The sequence below is a fragment of the Zobellella aerophila genome, assembly GCF_039539325.1.
GTDB classification, from domain to species: Bacteria; Pseudomonadota; Gammaproteobacteria; order Enterobacterales; family Aeromonadaceae; genus Oceanimonas; species Oceanimonas aerophila.
In genome coordinates this window covers 918019-935302 of the sequence record NZ_BAABCX010000001.1, presented here as the reverse complement: position 1 = coordinate 935302, position 17284 = coordinate 918019, and the positions used below count along the sequence as shown (strand labels likewise).

Genomic DNA, 17284 nt, shown 5'->3' with positions numbered 1-17284 from the left:
AGGCATAAAAGGTCGCTGTTGTCGACAGCAGAAAATGAAATGGATGAGCAGTGGACACCGGTGACATATGAGTCACATCAGATGTTTAATCCATGTTAACATCTGGTTAATCTGCTGCAAGTGTTTTTTACACGGTGGTACAGAAAGGGGATCTGGATGACACAAGTGGGAGCAGACTATGGTAGATGAACGGCTGAATGTATTGATGGTGGAAGACACGCCTTCTTTGGCCGCCCTGTATCAAGCCTACCTCAAAGATGAGCCGCTAACCTTGACCCTGGTTAATACCGGGCAGCAGGCCCTGGCCCATATCCGCCGGCAGCCTCCCGATATTTTGTTGCTCGACTTGATACTGCCCGATACCAGCGGTATGGAAATACTGCAATGGCTCCATGACGGGGGCTATAACATTACCACCATAGTGATGACCGCCCATGGCTCCGTGGATGTCGCGGTCGATGCCATGCGTCTGGGAGCGTATGACTTTATCAACAAACCGGTTGAAGCCGAACGGCTCAAGGTCACCTTGCATAACACCATGAAATTTCGCAGCCTGAACAAGCTGGTCGATCAATATCGGCATGAGTTTGAACGGGAACGTTTTCAGGGGTTTATCGGTGAAAGCCTGCCCATGCAGAAAGTCTATCGACTGATTGAGAATGCCGCGCCCAGCAGCGCCACCGTGTTTATTACCGGTGAGAGCGGTACGGGGAAAGAGGTGTGTGCCGAAGCAGTGCATCAGCTCAGTGGCCGCATCGACGGTCCTTTTATCGCGCTGAATTGCGCCGCCATCCCCAAGGATCTGATGGAAAGTGAGTTGTTTGGTCACGTCAAGGGATCCTTTACCGGTGCCTTGCAGGACAGGGAGGGAGCCGTGATCCGGGCCGATGGCGGCACCCTGTTTATGGATGAAATTTGCGAAATGGATCTGGAGCTGCAGAGCAAGTTGCTGCGTTTCCTGCAGACCGGCTATATCCAGCCGGTGGGTAGTTCCAAACAAATCAAGGTCGATGTGCGGATCGTCTGCGCTACCAACCGGGATCCGCTGACCGAGGTCGAACAGGGGCGTTTCCGGGAGGATCTGTATTATCGGCTGCATGTGATCCCCATTCACCTGCCGCCATTGCGGGAACGGGGCGCAGATGTGATCAGCATCGCCAACACCCTGGTGCGGCAGGTCTCCCGGGAAGAAGGCAAGGCGTTCATCGGCCTGTCGGAAGACACCACAGACAGGCTACAGGCCTATCATTGGCCGGGTAATGTGCGGCAACTGCAAAATGTGATCCGCAATGCGGTGGTCTTGCATCAGGGGGAGTGGATCCAGGTCGACATGTTACCGCCGCCGTTGGATAAAGCGGTTGCGGCCATCTCGTTGGAGCCAGCCGATGCGGGTGCAATGACGCCCGTAGGTGTGCTTCCCCTCGCCATCCAGGAGCGCCGGGCGATTGAAGCCGCCATTGCCCATTGCAAGGGGAATATAGCCCGGGCCGCGGCCCTGCTGGAAGTCAGTCCCTCGACCATCTATCGTAAACTGCAGACCTGGGAGACGGTGCAATGACCGACTGGCACAGCCTGCAGTCCCGCCTGCCTTTACTGGATCGGAGCCGTCTGGTTCATTTGCGGCAGGATTTGGGGGGCGAGGTCGTTCAGAGGCTGCTGAGCTTGTTTATTGAGGATATCCGACAGCAAAGGAAGGACCTCGTCCAGGCCTTTGCCGATCAGGATTATGTTCGACTTTCCCACAGCTGCCATAGCCTGAAGTCGGTTTGTGGCAGCTATGGTGTCCTGCGTTGTCAGTTTCTATCAGAAAAGCTGGAAGTGGCCGGCCGCCGGGGTGACAGCGAGCAGGTGTCGGCCATGACACCCGTTTTATTACAGGGCCTGACGGCATTGCTGGAAGAGATGACAAACGAGACAGGGGGCGGCTGACAGGCAAAAAAATGGTCAACCCAAGGGGTTGACCGAACTTCAGCGAGAGCTGAAGAGAGCACGGGATAAAAACGACTGATGATATATATGAAATTATCGTGCCAACTTTAAAAGTCCCGCTATGACTGACTTTCCCGGTAAAAGACCAGATAAAAGCAAGTTGCATAATGCAAAAGTATGTCGATGTGCGATATTGTTTTCGCATTTTACTACTTCCCTCACTTGGCCATTCAGATAAAGCTACGCCGCGGCCGGCCGTGACGGCACTCCGGCTTACGCGTCAGCATCTCAGCCGTCCGTATTCTCCCACCTCGCGGGAAATGGTATTGCCATGGCCATGCATCGTGCGTGGACGCGAAGCCATAGCTGCCGGAAGCCGGGGGTGTCATCGGGGCATACTCCGACGTGAGAGCACGCCGAGGGGGATGATTTTGCTTGCCTTGTTACCCTGTTTTTACATATGTTAGTGAGGTTATCAATTTTACAAACTCCGAGTCGGCTTGACCTAAGTTCTGCGGAATAGGGTAGCCCGACCGCTCAGCCTGAGGGCTGTCAGGGTAAGGAGAGAAATGTCCTTGCCTCCCATGCTTGGAAAGGTGTTTATGTCTGAATTGCAAGATGCGTTTGCGCGCAAGTTTTACTATTTACGGCTGTCGATCACCGATGTCTGTAATTTCAAATGCCAATATTGCCTGCCCGACGGTTATCGTCCGGATGGGCGTAAGTCATTTCTGACCCTGGATGAAATCGGCCGGCTGACCCGGGCCTTTGCCGCCATGGGCACCAATAAGGTGCGCATCACCGGTGGCGAACCTTCCCTGCGCAAGGACTTTACCCAGATCATCGAAACGGTGGCTGCCACACCCGGTATCCGCAAGGTGGCCACCACCACCAACGGCTACCGTATGGCCAAACAGGTAGCGGATTGGCGGCGGGCCGGCCTGTCGGCCATCAATGTCAGTGTCGACAGCCTGGATCCGCGCATGTTTCAGCAGATAACCGGTGAGAATCGTTTTCATGAGGTGATGGCCGGCATCGATGCGGCCCTGGTGGCGGGGTTTAGCCAGGTCAAGGTTAATACGGTGCTGATGCGCGGCCTCAACGATGGTGAGCTGGATCGTTTCCTGGCGTGGATTAAACATCATCCTATTCAACTGCGTTTCATCGAGTTGATGCAGACCGGGGAGATGGATGACTTGTTCCGCCGCCATCATGTGCGGGGGGCGCTTATCAAGGAGCAGCTGATCAGGACGGGTTGGCAGCAGAAGGTCAGGGCCCATAACGATGGTCCCGCCGAGGTGTTCTGGCACCCGGATTACCAGGGGGAGATCGGCTTGATCATGCCCTATGCCAAGGACTTCTGTGCCAGTTGCAACCGCCTGCGGGTGTCGTCCCTGGGCAAGCTGCACCTCTGCCTGTTTGGCGATTACGGTGTCGAGCTGCGCGACCTGCTGACAGAGGATAACCAGTTGGCAAGCCTGCAGACCCGTCTGCGCGAGGCGCTCGCCGATAAAAAGGCCAGCCACTTCCTGCATCAGGGCAACACCGGCTTCACCCCCCACCTCGCCTCCATTGGCGGCTGACGGCTTTATTTCCTGCCCAGTCATCCCTTCCCATCAGGGGAAAGCTCCGGCTTTCCCCTGAATTCGATGTCATTCATTGATCCAGCGCAAGACACCCTCGCAGCTACCCGTTTATCGTTACCCCTATCCAGAGACCATAACAAAATTAAGGGCTTAGGCGCCCCGGTGGCGGTCGTCGGTTAGGCCGAACAACTCCGTTCGGCAAGGGGAGCGAGCAAGATGACAGAAGAGTTGGATCTATCCAGACGCCGATGGCTGAAAGGGGGATTGGTGCCGCTCAGGCCGACCAATTGCCTGCCCTGGTCCGTGGACTGGTTCGGTTTTACCGCGGGCTGTACCCGCTGCGGAGACTGCCTGCGGGCGTGCCCCGAGCAGATCATCGTCCCGGGTGACGGCGGTTATCCCATTATCCGGTTTTCCCGGGGGGAGTGCAGTTTCTGCGGCAACTGCGTCGACAGCTGCGGACAAGACATCTTTTTTGATAAACAACAGTCTCCCTGGCGGCAGCTGGCCAGCTTTGGGGATGCCTGCCTGGCCAAGCAGGGGATCTACTGCCGTAGCTGCCAGGATGTGTGTAATGCGGCGGCCATTAAATTTAAACCGCGGCCGGGGGGAATATCCCGGCCCGAACTGATCGGGGATCTGTGTACCGGATGCGGTGCCTGCGTGGCGCCCTGTCCGGTGCAGACCATAGCGGTTCTATGTCAGGAGTAGCGATGGGAAACAACAACGAATGGCATGTAGCCAGCCTGGTGGTCCATTGCCGGCCGGAACGGCTGGCTGCCGCGCAACAGACCATCGTCGCCCTGCCGGGAGCCGAGACACCGGTCACGGAGGAGCGGGGCAAGTTGGTGGTGCTGCTGGAAGGGCCCAGCCAGAAGTCGGTGGTCAGCCTGATAGAGCAAATCGCATTATTAGATGGCATCTTGTCAACCACCCTTATTTATCATGAGTTTGCCGAACTGGAAGCAGGTGAGGAGCAGGTATGAAGCTGAGTCGACGTGACTTTATGAAGGCGAATGCGCTTGCCGCCGCGACCGCCGCCGCAGGATTGACGGTGCCTGTCGGTGCCACCAACCTGATCACCAGCCGGGATCAAACCGCCATTAAATGGGACAAGGCCCCCTGCCGTTTTTGCGGTACCGGCTGCTCGGTACTGGTCGGCTCCCAGCACGGCCGGGTGGTGGCCACCCAGGGTGACCCCGAGGCACCGGTCAACCGGGGCCTAAACTGCATCAAGGGCTATTTTCTGTCGAAAATAATGTACGGCAAGGATCGGCTGACCACGCCCCTGTTGCGCATGAAAGACGGCAAGTTCGACAAAAACGGGGACTTCGCGCCGATCGGCTGGGAGCAGGCGTTCGACATCATGGCGGAGAAATGGAAAGCCACCCTGAAAGAAAAGGGCCCCGGCGGTGTGGGCATGTTTGGCTCCGGCCAGTGGACCATCATGGAAGGTTATGCCGCCGTCAAGCTGCTCAAGGCCGGGTTCCGCTCCAATAACCTGGATCCCAACGCCCGCCATTGTATGGCCTCTGCCGTCGCCGGCTTTATGCGTACCTTCGGCATGGACGAGCCGATGGGCTGCTATGACGATATCGAAGCCGCCGATGCCTTCGTGCTGTGGGGTTCAAACATGGCGGAGATGCACCCTATTTTATGGACCCGGGTGTCCGATCGCCGGCTGAGTGCCCCCCATGTACAGGTACATGTGCTGTCCACCTTCGAGCACCGCAGCTTCGAGCTGGCCGACAACGGCATCGTCTTCACCCCGCAAACCGATCTGGCGATGCTCAACTTCATCGCCCATTACATCATTGAAAACGGCTATGTAAACAAGACGTTCATCGAACGACACGTCAATTTTGTCAAGGGCGAGACCGATATCGGTTATGGCCTGCGCCCGACCCATGCCCGGCAGCAGGCGGCCGAGCATCCGGACTCGGGTGCGGCGACCCCGATCAGTTTCGACGAGTTTGCCGCCTTCGTAGCCGACTACGATGTGGACACCGTATCCAAACTGTCCGGCGTGCCGGTCGACAAGCTGGAAGCGCTGGCTCAGACCTATGCCGACCCTTATACCAAGGTGGTGTCCTTCTGGACCATGGGCTTCAACCAGCACACCCGGGGCACCTGGGCCAACAACATGGTGTACAACCTCCACCTGCTGACCGGCAAGATTTCCGAGCCGGGCAACAGCCCCTTCTCCCTGACCGGCCAGCCGTCCGCCTGCGGCACCGCCCGGGAAGTGGGCACCTTCGCCCACCGCCTGCCAGCGGATATGGTGGTCACCAACGATCGGCACAGGGCCACAGCCGAGAAAATCTGGAAACTGCCCGAGGGCACCATCAATCCCCAGGTGGGCTATCACGCCGTGATGCAGAACCGCATGCTGAAAGACGGCCAGCTCAACGCCTACTGGGTGATGTGTAACAACAACATGCAGGCCGCCCCCAACATTAATGAGGAAGGGCTGCCCGGCTACCGTAACCCGGCCAACTTCGTGGTGGTGTCCGACCCTTATCCCACGGTCACCGCCCAGGCTGCCGATCTGGTACTGCCCACCGCCATGTGGGTGGAAAAAGAAGGCGGCTACGGCAATGCGGAACGCCGCACCCAGGTGTGGTATCAGCAGGTGAAGTCCCCGGAGGGCGCTAAGTCGGATCTGTGGCAACTGATGGAGTTCTCCAAACGCTTCACCATGGAAGACGTCTGGCCCGAGGAGCTGTTGGCCAGGATGCCCGAATACCGCGGGAAAACCCTGTATGAGGTGCTCTATCGCAACGGCCAGGTGGATCGGTTCCCAGCGGAGGACTGCAAGAACGAGTTGAATGACGAGCGTGATCACTTCGGTTTCTACGTGCAGAAGGGCCTGTTTGAGGAGTATGCCGCCTTTGGCCGGGGCCATGGCCATGACCTGGCGCCCTACGACATGTACCACCAGGCGCGCGGTATGCGCTGGCCGGTGGTGGATGGCCAGGAAACCCGCTGGCGCTACCGTGAAGGGTCCGACCCGTATGTGAAGACAGGCACCGGCGTGCAGTTTTACGGCCACAAGGACAACAAGGCGGTGATCTTCGCGCTGCCCTATGAGCCGGCGGCGGAGTCGCCCGATCAGGAATATGATCTCTGGCTGTCGACCGGGCGGGTGCTGGAACACTGGCACTCGGGCAGCATGACCCGGCGCGTGCCCGAGCTGCACCGCTCCTATCCGGATGCCCAGGTGTTTATGCACCCGGAAGATGCCAAGGCGCGCAAGCTGCGCCGGGGGGATGAGGTAATAGTGGCGTCCCGCCGCGGGGAGATAAAAACCCGGGTTGAAACCCGTGGCCGTAATCGTCCGCCCAAGGGCCTGGTGTTCATCCCCTGGTTTGATGAACACCAGCTGGTCAACCGGCTGACCCTGGATGCGACCTGTCCCCTGTCCAAACAGACCGACTTCAAAAAGTGCGCGGTCAAGATCGGCAAGGCGTAACAGAGGCGCTAATGAGGAGCACAGACGATGAATAAAACGGTAAAGCTGATAACTGCCCTGCTGCTGGTGATGGGGGTGGGGCCGGCTCAGGCGCAAAGCGACGGCGCCAGCCTTGATACCGGTACAATGAAGTCCCTGCGCGGGGCGCTGTCACTCGATCAGGATCCGGCTCCGGAGCGGATCCGCGACCCGCTCAAGGATCAGGATATCCAGGATCGGCAGTATATGCATCAGCCGCCGCTGATCCCGCACCAGGTCCGGGGTTATGAAGTCGATCTCAAGGTCAACCGTTGCCTGTCCTGCCATGGCTGGAAAAACGCGGCCTCCCGCAACGCGCCCCGGGTGAGCGTCACCCACTTTGAACCTAGGGATGGCCTGACCCTGAGTGACATCAGTCCGCGCCGGTATTTCTGTATGCAGTGCCATGTGCCGCAGACCGGTGCCAAACCGCTGGTGGAGAATACCTTCACCCCCGTCGAATCGCTCAGGTAAGGAACCCTTATGGACGAGCAGAAAAGCCTGTTAAAACGGCTGTGGCACGTGTTTCGTTCACCGAGTAAGGTGGCTGTGGGCCTGGTGCTGGTCTTTGGATTTTTCGGAGGGGTGATCTTCTGGGGTGGCTTCAATACGGCGCTGGAGGTGACCAACACCGAAAGCTTCTGTATCGGTTGCCATGAGATGCAGGAAAACGTCTACCTGGAATACCGGGATACCATTCACTACGCCAACCGCTCCGGAGTGCGGGCCAGCTGCCCCGACTGCCATGTGCCCCACGAGTGGACCCACAAGATAGTGCGCAAGATCGCGGCATCCAAGGAAGTGTGGGGCAAGCTCACCGGTATTATCGATACCCGGGAGAAGTTTGAGGGGCATCGCCGCCATATGGCGGAAAGGGAATGGCAACGGATGAAGGAGACCGACTCCCGCGAATGCCGTAACTGCCATAACTTTGACTATATGGACATCAGCCTGCAGGGCAAGCGCAGCGCCCAGGCCCATTCCAGCTCGCTCGCCAGCGGTGAAAAAACCTGTATCGACTGTCATAAGGGCATCGCGCATCAGCTGCCCGATATGGCAGGAGTAGAAGGGTTCTAACGCCACCCATCAGCTGCCCTAAGCCGGTGACCTTGTGCGCCGGCTTGATTTTTAAGCCGCTGCACGTTGACCTCATGCCAAGCTGTGCGAGAATGCCCTTATAAAATATCTTTGCGTGAAAATTCTGAGAGGAAGTCATGAGTCATGCCAATAATGCCTTTGTGCCTCTGAGCATAGCGGTGCTCACCGTCTCCGACACCCGTAATGAAGAAACCGACAGTTCCGGCCGCTATCTGACCGATGCCCTGACCGAAGCTGGCCACCGGCTGGCGGAAAAGGTCATAGTGAAAGACGACAAGTATGCCATTCGCGCCCTGGTATCCCGCTGGATAGCCGGCCCGGAGGTACAGGTGGTGTTGATCACCGGCGGTACCGGCTTTACCAGCCGCGATACCACTCCGGATGCGGTGCTGCCGTTGCTGGATACCCAGATCGACGGCTTTGGCGAGTTGTTCCGGCATATTACCTATCAGGAGCTGGGTACCTCCACGGTGCAGAGCCGCGCGGTCGGGGGCCTGGCCAACCGCACCGCGGTCTTCTGCATGCCCGGCTCCACCGGCGCCTGCCGTACCGGCTGGAGCAAGATTTTGCTGGAGCAGCTGGATGCCCGCCACAAGCCCTGTAATTTCGTGATGCACCTGGGGTCCGCATGAGTCAATTTACCCATCTCAATGCCTCGGGCGAGGCCAATATGGTGGATGTCAGCGACAAGCCGGTGACGGTGCGCGAAGCCCGCGCCGAAGCCTGGGTATTGATGGCCGCCGAGACCCTGCAGCTGATCGTCTCCGGCCGGCATCACAAGGGTGACGTCTTTGCCACCGCCCGGATCGCCGGCATCATGGCGGCCAAGAAGACCGCCGATCTTATCCCCCTGTGTCACCCGCTGGCGCTGTCCAAGGTGGACATAGCCCTGACCGCGGATAGCGAACGCAACGGCGTGCGCATCGAAAGCTACTGCAAGCTGGCCGGGCAGACAGGGGTGGAAATGGAGGCCCTGACCGCCGCCTCGGTGGCGGCCCTGACCATCTATGATATGTGTAAGGCGGTGCAGAAGGACATGCGCATAGAAGGGGTGCGCCTGCTGGAGAAGCGCGGCGGCAAATCGGGAGACTTCAAGGCATGAGCATCAAGGTGCTGTTTTTTGCGCAGGTGCGCGAGCTGGTTGGCCAGGACGAGTTGGCGCTGTCTGCCGAATACGCCGATGTCGAGGCCGTACGCCAGGCGCTGGTAACCCGGGGTGACAAATGGGCGCTGGCGCTGTCTTCGGGCAAGCTGCTGGCGGCGGTCAACCATACCATAGTGCCGCTCGACACCCCCATTAAGGCGGGGGACGAAGTGGCCTTCTTTCCGCCGGTCACCGGAGGTTGAGATGATCCGGGTACAAGCCGAAGATTTCAGCCTGGCGGCCGAATACCAGGCGCTCAGCGAGAGTCATCAGGTGGGGGCCCTGGTCACCTTTGTCGGCAAGGTGCGCGACATGAACCAGGGCCAGGCGGTGAACGGCATGGTCCTGGAGTATTACCCGGGCATGACCGAGCATGCCCTGCAACAGATAGTGGAGCAGGCCAAGGCGCGCTGGCCCCTGCTGGAATGCCGGGTGATCCATCGCATCGGTCGGCTGGCGCTGGGTGATCAGATTGTCTTTGTCGGGGTGGCCAGCGCCCACCGGGAAGCTGCCTTCGAGGCCTGTCATTTCATCATGGACTACCTGAAGACCCGGGCGCCGTTCTGGAAAAAAGAGCAGACCCGGGAAGGGGAGCGCTGGGTGGAAGCCAAGGACAGCGATAGCCAGGCGGCGGAAAGGTGGCAAAGGGACTGAAGCTGAGCCCCTTTGCCGATGGCTGACTCAGCCGGCTCCACACACCGGGCAGTCGGGCGCCTTGGGCAGGGTCAGCTCGCGCATGCCCAACTGCAGGCCGTCTACCAGCACCAGCTTGCCGCACGGGCTTTTGCCCATGCCGGCCAGCAGCTTGATGGCTTCCAGGGCTTGCAGAGAGCCCATGACACCGACCATGGGTGCCAACACCCCGGCTTCCACGCAGCTGAGGCTGTCGGCACCCATCAGCCGGCTGAGACAGGCGTAGCAGGGCTCATGATCATGATAGGTAAAGACGCTGAGCTGGCCTTCCATGCGGATCACCGCCGCCGACACCAAAGGCACCCTCGCCTGGTGGCAGAGGCGGTTGACCAGCTGGCGGGTATCCAGATTGTCGGTGCCATCCAGCACCAATTGGTGTTGGGGGATCAGCTTACCCAACAAACTCTCGTCGGCACGTTGCCCATAGGTGCTGACATTCAGATAGGGGTTGACGGCGGCCAATGACGCGGCGGCGGATTCAACCTTTAATCGTCCCAGATCCGCATCCTGATGCAGCACCTGCCGCTGCAGGTTGGACAGCTCCACCACATCATGGTCCACCAGGGTCAACCGGCCGACTCCAGCCACCGCCAGTGATTGGGCGGCGGCGCAGCCCAGGCCGCCGACACCGACGATCAGCACGGCGGCATTCTTCAATGCTTCCTGACCGTCGATATCGAACTGGCGCAGCACTATCTGACGGTTATAGCGCAGCCATTCCTGATCGCTGAGCCCGGCCATCAGAGGTAGTGTCCGTCGATCAGTTCCAGGGTCACCAGCTCGCCGGCCTCGACATTGCCCCTGTCCTGCTCAAGGTGCAGCAGGCAGTTGGCCTGGGCCAGGGCACTGTATACCGCCGAGCCCTGGGCACCGGTCGGGCGGACGCCGAGGGTGCCGTCGTCCAGGACCTGCGCCAACCCCCGCTGGAAGTCCATCCGCCCAGGGGCCTTTTTAAAGGGGGACAATGCCTTGGCCTGCAGGGTGAGCGGTGGCTGATACCGTTCACCGGCCAGCTTGGCCAAGGCCGGGCGTACCAGCAGGTGAAAGGTCACGGCCGCCGAGACCGGGTTGCCGGGCAGCCCGAAAAAGGCGCAGCGGCCAATACGTCCGAAGGCGAAGGGCTTGCCCGGCTTGATGGCCAGTTTCCAGAAGCCGATCTCGCCCACCTCATCCAGGATCTGCTTGGTATAGTCCGCATCACCCACGGAGACACCACCCGAGGTGATAATGGCATCTACCCGTTCGGCGGCCTTCAAGAAGGCGCGGCGGATCTGGGCTGGATCGTCGGCAATAATGCCCAGATCCAGTACCTCGACTCCCAGCCGGGTAAGCATGGCCTGCACACCAATCCGGTTTGAGTCATAGATATCGCCGGGTGACAATAATTCGCCCGGCGCCTTCAGTTCGTCGCCGGTGGACAGCAGGGCGACCTTGAGCGGTCGGTATACGCTGACCTGCTCCATGCCCAGGGACGAGAGCACGGACAGCACCCGGGCATTGATGCGTATGCCGGCTTCAAACACCAGTTCGCCCTGGGCCAGGTCTTCCGCCGGGTGACGTACATGTTGTCCCGGGTTGACGGACTCCTTGATGTAGACCACGTTGTGCTCGGAGCGGCAGTTTTCCTGCATCACCACGGTATCTGCACCCAGGGGCATGGCAGCGCCCGTCATGATGCGTACACATTCGCCGGCGGCGACTTTACCATTGTATGGGTGGCCCGCCAGGCTGGTGCCCACCAGTTTCAGTCCGGTATCGGCGGGGATATCTGCCGCCCGCAGGGCATAACCATCCATGGCGGAGTTGGCGAATGAAGGCACGTCCAGAGGGGAAAGCACGGGTTCGGCCAGGATATGATTGAGGGCCTGTTCAAGGGAAACGACATCGGGTTCGATCACTGCAGCCAGGTGGGCCAACATATCGGCCTTGGCTTCATGGTAGGGACGCAGCCCCGGTTGGCTACAACAGTCGTGACTTGCCATAATTTTTCACCTAGCTATGCAATTGTATTATGTTAGTATTTCAGATTACTGAGATATTTTGGCATATTTTTTGGGCCCCGAGACGGTTGATATCGCCATTCACAGGCGGGCTCAAATGAACTACTATGACCTAGTTATTTTCCTAATTCCATGGAGATACCCATGACCGCTTTGAGCGAAGCCGCCATTTTGGTTCGTTCGGCCCTGGAAGCCAGAGGCCTGGAAACCCCTATGTTGGATAACGGTCTGACATTGGATGAAAAGCAGCAGCGCATTACCGGTTTGATGACCGAAATGATGGATGTTCTGGGTCTGGATCTGGCCGATGACAGCCTGTGCGAAACCCCTAAACGCATTGCCAAAATGTATGTCCGGGAGGTCTTTTCCGGGCTGGATTATGCTCATTTTCCCAAAATCACCTTGATCGACAACAAGATGAAGGTAGATGAAATGGTTCAGGTTCGGGATATCTCCCTGACCAGTACCTGTGAGCATCATTTTGTCACCATTGACGGCACCGCCACCGTGGCCTACATCCCCCGTGGCAAGGTGATTGGCCTGTCCAAGATCAACCGCATAGTGCAGTTTTTTGCGCGCCGTCCCCAGGTACAGGAACGGCTGACTCAGCAAGTGCTGGTCGCCCTGCAGGCCCTGCTGGAATCGGACGACGTGGCGGTCAGCATCAGCGCGGTGCATTATTGTGTCAAGGCCCGTGGCGTGATGGACTCCACCAGTAGCACCACCACCACCTCCCTGGGCGGTATTTTCAAAAGCCGTCCGGATACCCGCCAGGAATTTCTAACCGGCGTGGGTCGTTAATCAGCAGGGGGATCCCCTGCTTTTTTCTGCTTCTTAAAGCAGGCCTCCATATAATCCACAAAGCATTTCACCCGGTTGGGAAGAAAATGGCGGTGGGGATAGACCAGATACAGGTTGAAGCTGGGTAGGCTGTAGTCTTCCAGCAGGGGGACCAGGCTGCCCTGTGCCAGGTAGTCGTCCACGATGAAATGGGGTTGCATGATGATGCCCAACCCTTGGCTTGCGGCCAGCGCCAGGGCGCGGCCATTGTTGGCGCGCATGGTACTGTTGGGACGGACACGGTAAGCCTGCTTGCCCTGGGTGAACAGCCATTCGGGATCGGTGAGGGCATAGGTCAGGCAACTGTGGTCGGCGAGCTGGGTCGGGTGGTCGGGTGCGCCTCGTCGCTCCAAATAGTCCGGTGAGGCACAGGCGACCATGGTAATGGGGCACAGGTTGCGGGCGATTAACGACGAGTCGGCAAGGGTGCTGATCCGCAGCGCCAGATCAAATTCCTCTTCCACCAGGGCGACCAGCCGATCACCGTATTCCAGATCCAGGTGGATATCCGGGTAGCGGGTCAAAAAATCCGTCAGCAGGGGCGCTATCTTGAGGGTGCCGAAATCCATGGGCACCGAAATCTTGATGCGCCCGCTCGGTTGCTGGCTGTGTTGGGAAATCAGGGCATCCGCCTGCTCCAGTTCGGCCAGTATGGCATGACACTTTTCATAATACAGGTGGCCGGCTTCGGTCACATTGACTCGCCTGGTGGTGCGCATCAACAGGCGGGCATCCAGGTTTTTTTCCAGGATGTTGACCAATTTGGACACCATGGCCACGGACATATCCAGCTGTTTGGCAGCCTTGGTGAAGCTCTGTTGCTCAACGACCTTGCAGAAGGCGCGGATGGCAGATAGCTGATCCATGATTATAAACCAGTGGTAAATAATGTTTTATTAAAGTTGAAATTGTTCTCTTTTTCAACGTAGTTTAGTATCAAAACTCGAATGAATACTGGTTAATCAAACAGACGAACTAGAGAACGGAGAAACCCATGAAACGCACTGCTTCCCTGCTGTGGTCTTCTATCCTGTTGGCCGGCCCCGTGATGGCCGCCGATTATAAGGTGGATGATGCCCACTCCAATATCGCCTTTAAAGTCAGCCATATGGGCTTCAGCACCATGCTGGGTCGATTTAACCAGTTTGAAGGCAGCTATTTCTTCGATGGTGACAACCCTGCGGCGGCGAAAGTCGACCTGACGATTCAGGCCGAAAGTGTCGATACCAATCATGAGCCGCGTGACAAGCACCTGCGCAGCCCCGATTTCTTTGATGTTCGCCAGTATCCGACCCTGAACTTCACCAGTACCGGTTATGAAGGCACCAAAGAGTCCGGCAAGCTGACCGGGGATCTGACCCTGCATGGCGTTACCAAGCCGGTTACCCTGGATGTGGCCTTTGTCGGCGAAGGGGATGATCCCTGGGGTGGTTTCCGCAACGGCTTCAATGCGGTCGGCAAGATCAAACGCAGTGAGTTCGGCATGGAATACGGGTTGCCCGGTATTGGTGATGATATCGAGCTGAATGTCTTTGTCGAAGGGATTCGTCAGTAATCCCACCTGTGGTTAAGTAATAAGAGGGGTTCCCAATGGGGGTTGAACTATTGCTTCAAACCCTGTTGCCGGCCTTTGTGGCGGGCGTCATCGGTTGGTGGCGCCCGTCGGCATTTTGGTGGGTGGCAGGAGTGGCGGTGTGGCTGACCATCGGCTGGGCATCCAGCTGGTATTGGTGGCCGACCAAGGGCACACAGTGGCTGCCGTTTGCTTTCTGGGTGCCGGCCGTGGCGGCCCTGTTGCCTAAAGTGGCGGGGCGGGTGGTGCACTTTGTGCTGATAACGGGGGTGTTTTTACTGGCCTTGTGGGCCTTGCTGTCCCGTTATCCCGAGGCGCTGCTGGGGCTGCTGCTCTGTTGGCTGTGGCTGGCAGGGCGCGAGACGCGCGACCTCAGTACCGGTCTGGGAATGGCTGCCGGTGCCAGTCAGCTTGCCATAGTGGTGGCCATCGACGGCAGCCTGCTGCTGGCGCAGAGTGCCGGGGCAATGGCTGCTCTGGCGGGATTATTATGGCTGGTAGGCCTACGGCGCGGCATATCCGACCGGGGCATGATCGGTGCCTATGTGCTGCTGCTGACCCTATGCTGGCAGTTTGTGCCCATGGATCTGTGGGTGGTGGCGCTGGCGCTGGTGCCGCCGTTGCTGGAGCAATTGCTCAAGGCCGGTGGTCAGGGTGCCTGGCGGGCTTCCACTGCATCCCTGGGATCGGCGTTGGTGCTGGGTGGCCTGACGCTCTGGCTGATCTGGCCCGAAGCCTCTTTGTATTAATCTTATCAGCGCCTGCGGGCGCTTTCTGTGCTTTACCCGCCTGAGAGCTTGCGCCATGCTTGTGCTTTTGGGGAATGAAAGATGAAACCAAGGGTAGAAATACGTTATTGCACCCTGTGCCGCTGGTTGCTGCGCTCGGCCTGGCTGGCTCAGGAAATCCTGTCCAGCTTCGCCGATGAAGTGGGGGAGGTGGCGCTGATCCCGGGGGAGAAAGGGCAATTTCAGATCTATGTGGATGGCGAGCTGATCTGGTGCCGGGTTATCGATCAGGGCTTTCCCGAGGCCAAGGAAATCAAGCAACGGCTCCGGGACAAAATTGCCCCTGAGCGGGATTTAGGCCATGTCGACCGCTAAATGACCGTGCCTGATACTGCTGCCAGGAGACCCGGTCGCCGTCTCGAATGACTGACTATTCGGAATAGCTATTTTATATGGGGCGCGATATAGCGCTGATAACGGCTGGTTTTCAGCCGTTGCAGATCCACCATCACCAGGCCGTCGACACAGTCGGCAAAGTCGGGATCCGTGCCGAAGTCGATAAACTGTACGCCACCGGCTTCGCACAGCTCGGTATATTGCTTATAGAGGGTGGGAATGGCGACGCCCATGTTGTCCAGCAGGTGCTTGAGCAGGGTGAGATCCTGCTGATAGTCGGTGCCGCCGAAGGTGGCCAGCAGCTGAGGTGCACTGGGCGGCAGCGGCCGGCGGGAGCGGGCCAGCGTGTTAGTGGCGGGAAAATGCAGGCGGTAGAAGGCGACCAGTAACTCGCGGGCCGCCAGCGGCAGGGCCGCGCTCAGGGATACGGGGCCGAACAGGTAACGATACTGGGGATGCCGGGCCAGGAAGGCGCCGATACCGAACCACAGGTAATCCAGGCTGCGGCGGCCCCAATAGGCCGGCTGAATAAAACTGCGGCCCAACTCCAGGCCCGACTCAAGATAGGGCTGCATGCCGCTGTCATAGTCGAACAGGTGATGGCTGTAGAGGCCGTCCAGGCCCTTCTCCGCCACCTGCCGTTGGGTCGGCACAAAACGGTAGGCGCCGATGATTTCCAGATCATGGGGATGCCATAAGATCAGGTGATAGTAGTCATCATCAAACCTGTCCAGATCCCGGCGCCGGCCGGTACCTTCTCCCACGGTCCGGAACGATAGTTCCCGCAGCCTGCCCACCTCCCGCAGGATCACACAATGGCTGTCCTGTTCCGCCCGGGCCAGGTAAATCGACTTGCCGTCATGAGTTTGTCCCAGATGCTCGCATTGTTCCACCGCCTTTTTCAGCAGCTGACGCGGCTCGGGGATGGCGATGGCCGACTGGGTCTCAAACAGCCCTGGCTTATCCTTGCCGATCCGGTACAGATGGCGGCGAAACAACAGGGTGAGTCCCTTGTCGCTGAGGCCCTTCTGCCGGCAGTTTTGCCAGGGGATGGCCTGGCCGATGCGTACCTGGAGCTGCTTGTCCCGCTGACGAAACATTTCCCGTACCAGCAACAGGGCGCTCAGCGGACGATAGGCCATGGAACTCAGGTAGAAGAGGGCGGAATTGCGGCCGTGAAGGTGCACAGGCACCACCGCGGCCCGGTTTTTGGTCGCCAGCCGGATAAATCCTGAATGCCACCGTTCATCCTGTATGCCTTTGGCGCCGAGGCGGGAGACGGATCCTGCCGGAAAAATGATCACCACCCTGCCTTGTTGAAGATGCTGGCTCACCGCATGCAGCTGCGCCCGTCCGGTGCGCCCACCCAGGTTGTCGACCGGTAACAGCAGCGAGGAAAGGGGGGGCAGTTTGGCTAACAGTTGATTGGCGACGATTTTCACATCGGGTCGCACCCGGGATACCAAACGCAACAGCGCCAGGCCGTCGAGGGAACCGATCGGGTGGTTGGCAATAATGACCACCGGGCCCTGACTCGGGATGTGCTCCAGTTCTTCTTCCCGCAACTGGATATGAAAGCGGAAGTATTCCAGCACCTGCTCGACAAAATCGAGCCCCCTTAGATGCGGATATTGCGCTGCGAACTGGCCGAAGGCCTGCTCATGCAACAGGTAACGCAGCAGGGCTTTGCAGCCGGGAAAATGTTGCCATTTGGGTAGATGTTCGGCGGCCAGGGTATCAACAGATAACATAGCAGGCTCCTCCATGGTTTAAGCTAATACTAAAAGGAAGGAATGAACAATCAGTG

General features: G+C 58.7%; 20 protein-coding genes and 1 riboswitch. Of the genes, 16 read left to right on the top strand and 4 right to left on the bottom strand.

The window, feature by feature from the left end:
• Positions 1-178 precede the first annotated feature (178 nt).
• The 12 genes from ABD806_RS04400 to moaE all read left to right on the top strand — a co-directional run bounded on the left by ABD806_RS04400 (position 179) and on the right by moaE (position 9901).
• On the top strand, positions 179-1558 hold the full coding sequence (locus tag ABD806_RS04400) for a sigma-54-dependent transcriptional regulator (protein WP_344955097.1): 1380 nt from the start codon (positions 179-181) through the stop codon (positions 1556-1558).
• Positions 1555-1929, top strand: coding sequence for an Hpt domain-containing protein (locus tag ABD806_RS04395; RefSeq protein WP_344955095.1), 375 nt, complete (start codon positions 1555-1557; stop codon positions 1927-1929). Before ABD806_RS04400 ends, ABD806_RS04395 begins: the two co-directional genes overlap by 4 nt.
• A gap of 476 nt (positions 1930-2405) precedes the next feature.
• Positions 2406-2544: riboswitch (molybdenum cofactor riboswitch) on the top strand.
• Positions 2532-3512 (top strand): GTP 3',8-cyclase MoaA, encoded by a 981-nt coding sequence (moaA, locus tag ABD806_RS04390; RefSeq protein ID WP_344955092.1) that lies wholly within the window; start codon positions 2532-2534, stop codon positions 3510-3512. (Overlaps the previous riboswitch by 13 nt.)
• 219 nt (positions 3513-3731) lie before the next feature.
• Positions 3732-4226 carry a ferredoxin-type protein NapF gene (gene napF, locus ABD806_RS04385; RefSeq protein ID WP_344955090.1) on the top strand — a complete coding sequence of 165 codons (495 nt, stop codon included), beginning with the start codon at positions 3732-3734 and terminating at the stop codon, positions 4224-4226.
• Positions 4227-4228: 2 nt separating this feature from the next.
• Positions 4229-4501, top strand: coding sequence for a chaperone NapD (locus ABD806_RS04380; protein WP_344955088.1), 273 nt, complete (start codon positions 4229-4231; stop codon positions 4499-4501).
• Entirely contained in the window at positions 4498-6987 is a 2490-nt protein-coding gene (gene napA / locus ABD806_RS04375; protein ID WP_344955086.1) for a nitrate reductase catalytic subunit NapA, read from the top strand. Before ABD806_RS04380 ends, napA begins: the two co-directional genes overlap by 4 nt.
• Before the next feature lie 27 nt (positions 6988-7014).
• On the top strand, positions 7015-7479 hold the full coding sequence (locus ABD806_RS04370) for a nitrate reductase cytochrome c-type subunit (RefSeq protein WP_425583069.1): 465 nt from the start codon (positions 7015-7017) through the stop codon (positions 7477-7479).
• A 9-nt stretch (positions 7480-7488) separates the two neighbouring features.
• Entirely contained in the window at positions 7489-8082 is a 594-nt protein-coding gene (locus ABD806_RS04365; protein WP_344955084.1) for a cytochrome c3 family protein, read from the top strand.
• A gap of 137 nt (positions 8083-8219) precedes the next feature.
• A complete protein-coding gene (gene moaB / locus ABD806_RS04360; protein WP_344955082.1) occupies positions 8220-8735 on the top strand; it encodes a molybdenum cofactor biosynthesis protein B in 516 nt (171 codons plus the stop codon).
• Positions 8732-9205, top strand: coding sequence for a cyclic pyranopterin monophosphate synthase MoaC (gene moaC / locus ABD806_RS04355; protein WP_344955080.1), 474 nt, complete (start codon positions 8732-8734; stop codon positions 9203-9205). Before moaB ends, moaC begins: the two co-directional genes overlap by 4 nt.
• Positions 9202-9450 carry a molybdopterin synthase sulfur carrier subunit gene (gene moaD, locus ABD806_RS04350; protein ID WP_344955078.1) on the top strand — a complete coding sequence of 83 codons (249 nt, stop codon included), beginning with the start codon at positions 9202-9204 and terminating at the stop codon, positions 9448-9450. Before moaC ends, moaD begins: the two co-directional genes overlap by 4 nt.
• A 1-nt stretch (position 9451) precedes the next feature.
• Positions 9452-9901, top strand: coding sequence for a molybdopterin synthase catalytic subunit MoaE (gene moaE / locus ABD806_RS04345; RefSeq protein WP_344955076.1), 450 nt, complete (start codon positions 9452-9454; stop codon positions 9899-9901).
• A gap of 27 nt (positions 9902-9928) precedes the next feature.
• Here moaE and ABD806_RS04340 read toward each other — a convergent pair whose 3' ends face one another.
• Positions 9929-10681, bottom strand: a complete 753-nt coding sequence (locus ABD806_RS04340; RefSeq protein WP_425583068.1) for a molybdopterin-synthase adenylyltransferase MoeB — start codon at positions 10679-10681, stop codon at positions 9929-9931.
• A complete protein-coding gene (moeA, locus tag ABD806_RS04335) occupies positions 10681-11922 on the bottom strand; it encodes a molybdopterin molybdotransferase MoeA (RefSeq protein WP_344955074.1) in 1242 nt (413 codons plus the stop codon). The genes ABD806_RS04340 and moeA overlap by 1 nt, the downstream gene beginning before the upstream one ends.
• A 162-nt stretch (positions 11923-12084) precedes the next feature.
• On the opposite strand from moeA, the gene folE reads away from it, so the two are divergent.
• Positions 12085-12741 (top strand): GTP cyclohydrolase I FolE, encoded by a 657-nt coding sequence (gene folE / locus ABD806_RS04330; protein ID WP_344955072.1) that lies wholly within the window; start codon positions 12085-12087, stop codon positions 12739-12741.
• Here the strand turns inward: folE and ABD806_RS04325 are convergent.
• Entirely contained in the window at positions 12738-13646 is a 909-nt protein-coding gene (locus ABD806_RS04325; protein ID WP_344955070.1) for a LysR family transcriptional regulator, read from the bottom strand. The genes folE and ABD806_RS04325 overlap by 4 nt on opposite strands.
• 128 nt (positions 13647-13774) lie before the next feature.
• Here ABD806_RS04325 and ABD806_RS04320 point away from each other — a divergent pair, with 128 nt between their 5' ends.
• The 3 genes from ABD806_RS04320 to ABD806_RS04310 all read left to right on the top strand — a co-directional run bounded on the left by ABD806_RS04320 (position 13775) and on the right by ABD806_RS04310 (position 15456).
• Positions 13775-14335, top strand: a complete 561-nt coding sequence (locus ABD806_RS04320) for a YceI family protein (RefSeq protein WP_344955068.1) — start codon at positions 13775-13777, stop codon at positions 14333-14335.
• A gap of 35 nt (positions 14336-14370) precedes the next feature.
• A complete protein-coding gene (locus tag ABD806_RS04315) occupies positions 14371-15102 on the top strand; it encodes a hypothetical protein (protein WP_344955066.1) in 732 nt (243 codons plus the stop codon).
• A gap of 81 nt (positions 15103-15183) precedes the next feature.
• The gene (locus ABD806_RS04310; RefSeq protein ID WP_344955064.1) at positions 15184-15456 is read left to right on the top strand and encodes an Rdx family protein; all 273 of its coding nucleotides are present in this window, start codon (positions 15184-15186) and stop codon (positions 15454-15456) included.
• A 68-nt stretch (positions 15457-15524) separates the two neighbouring features.
• On the opposite strand, the gene olsF is transcribed toward ABD806_RS04310, so the two are convergent.
• Entirely contained in the window at positions 15525-17228 is a 1704-nt protein-coding gene (olsF, locus tag ABD806_RS04305) for a bifunctional ornithine lipid synthase OlsF (RefSeq protein ID WP_344955062.1), read from the bottom strand.
• Positions 17229-17284 lie beyond the last annotated feature (56 nt).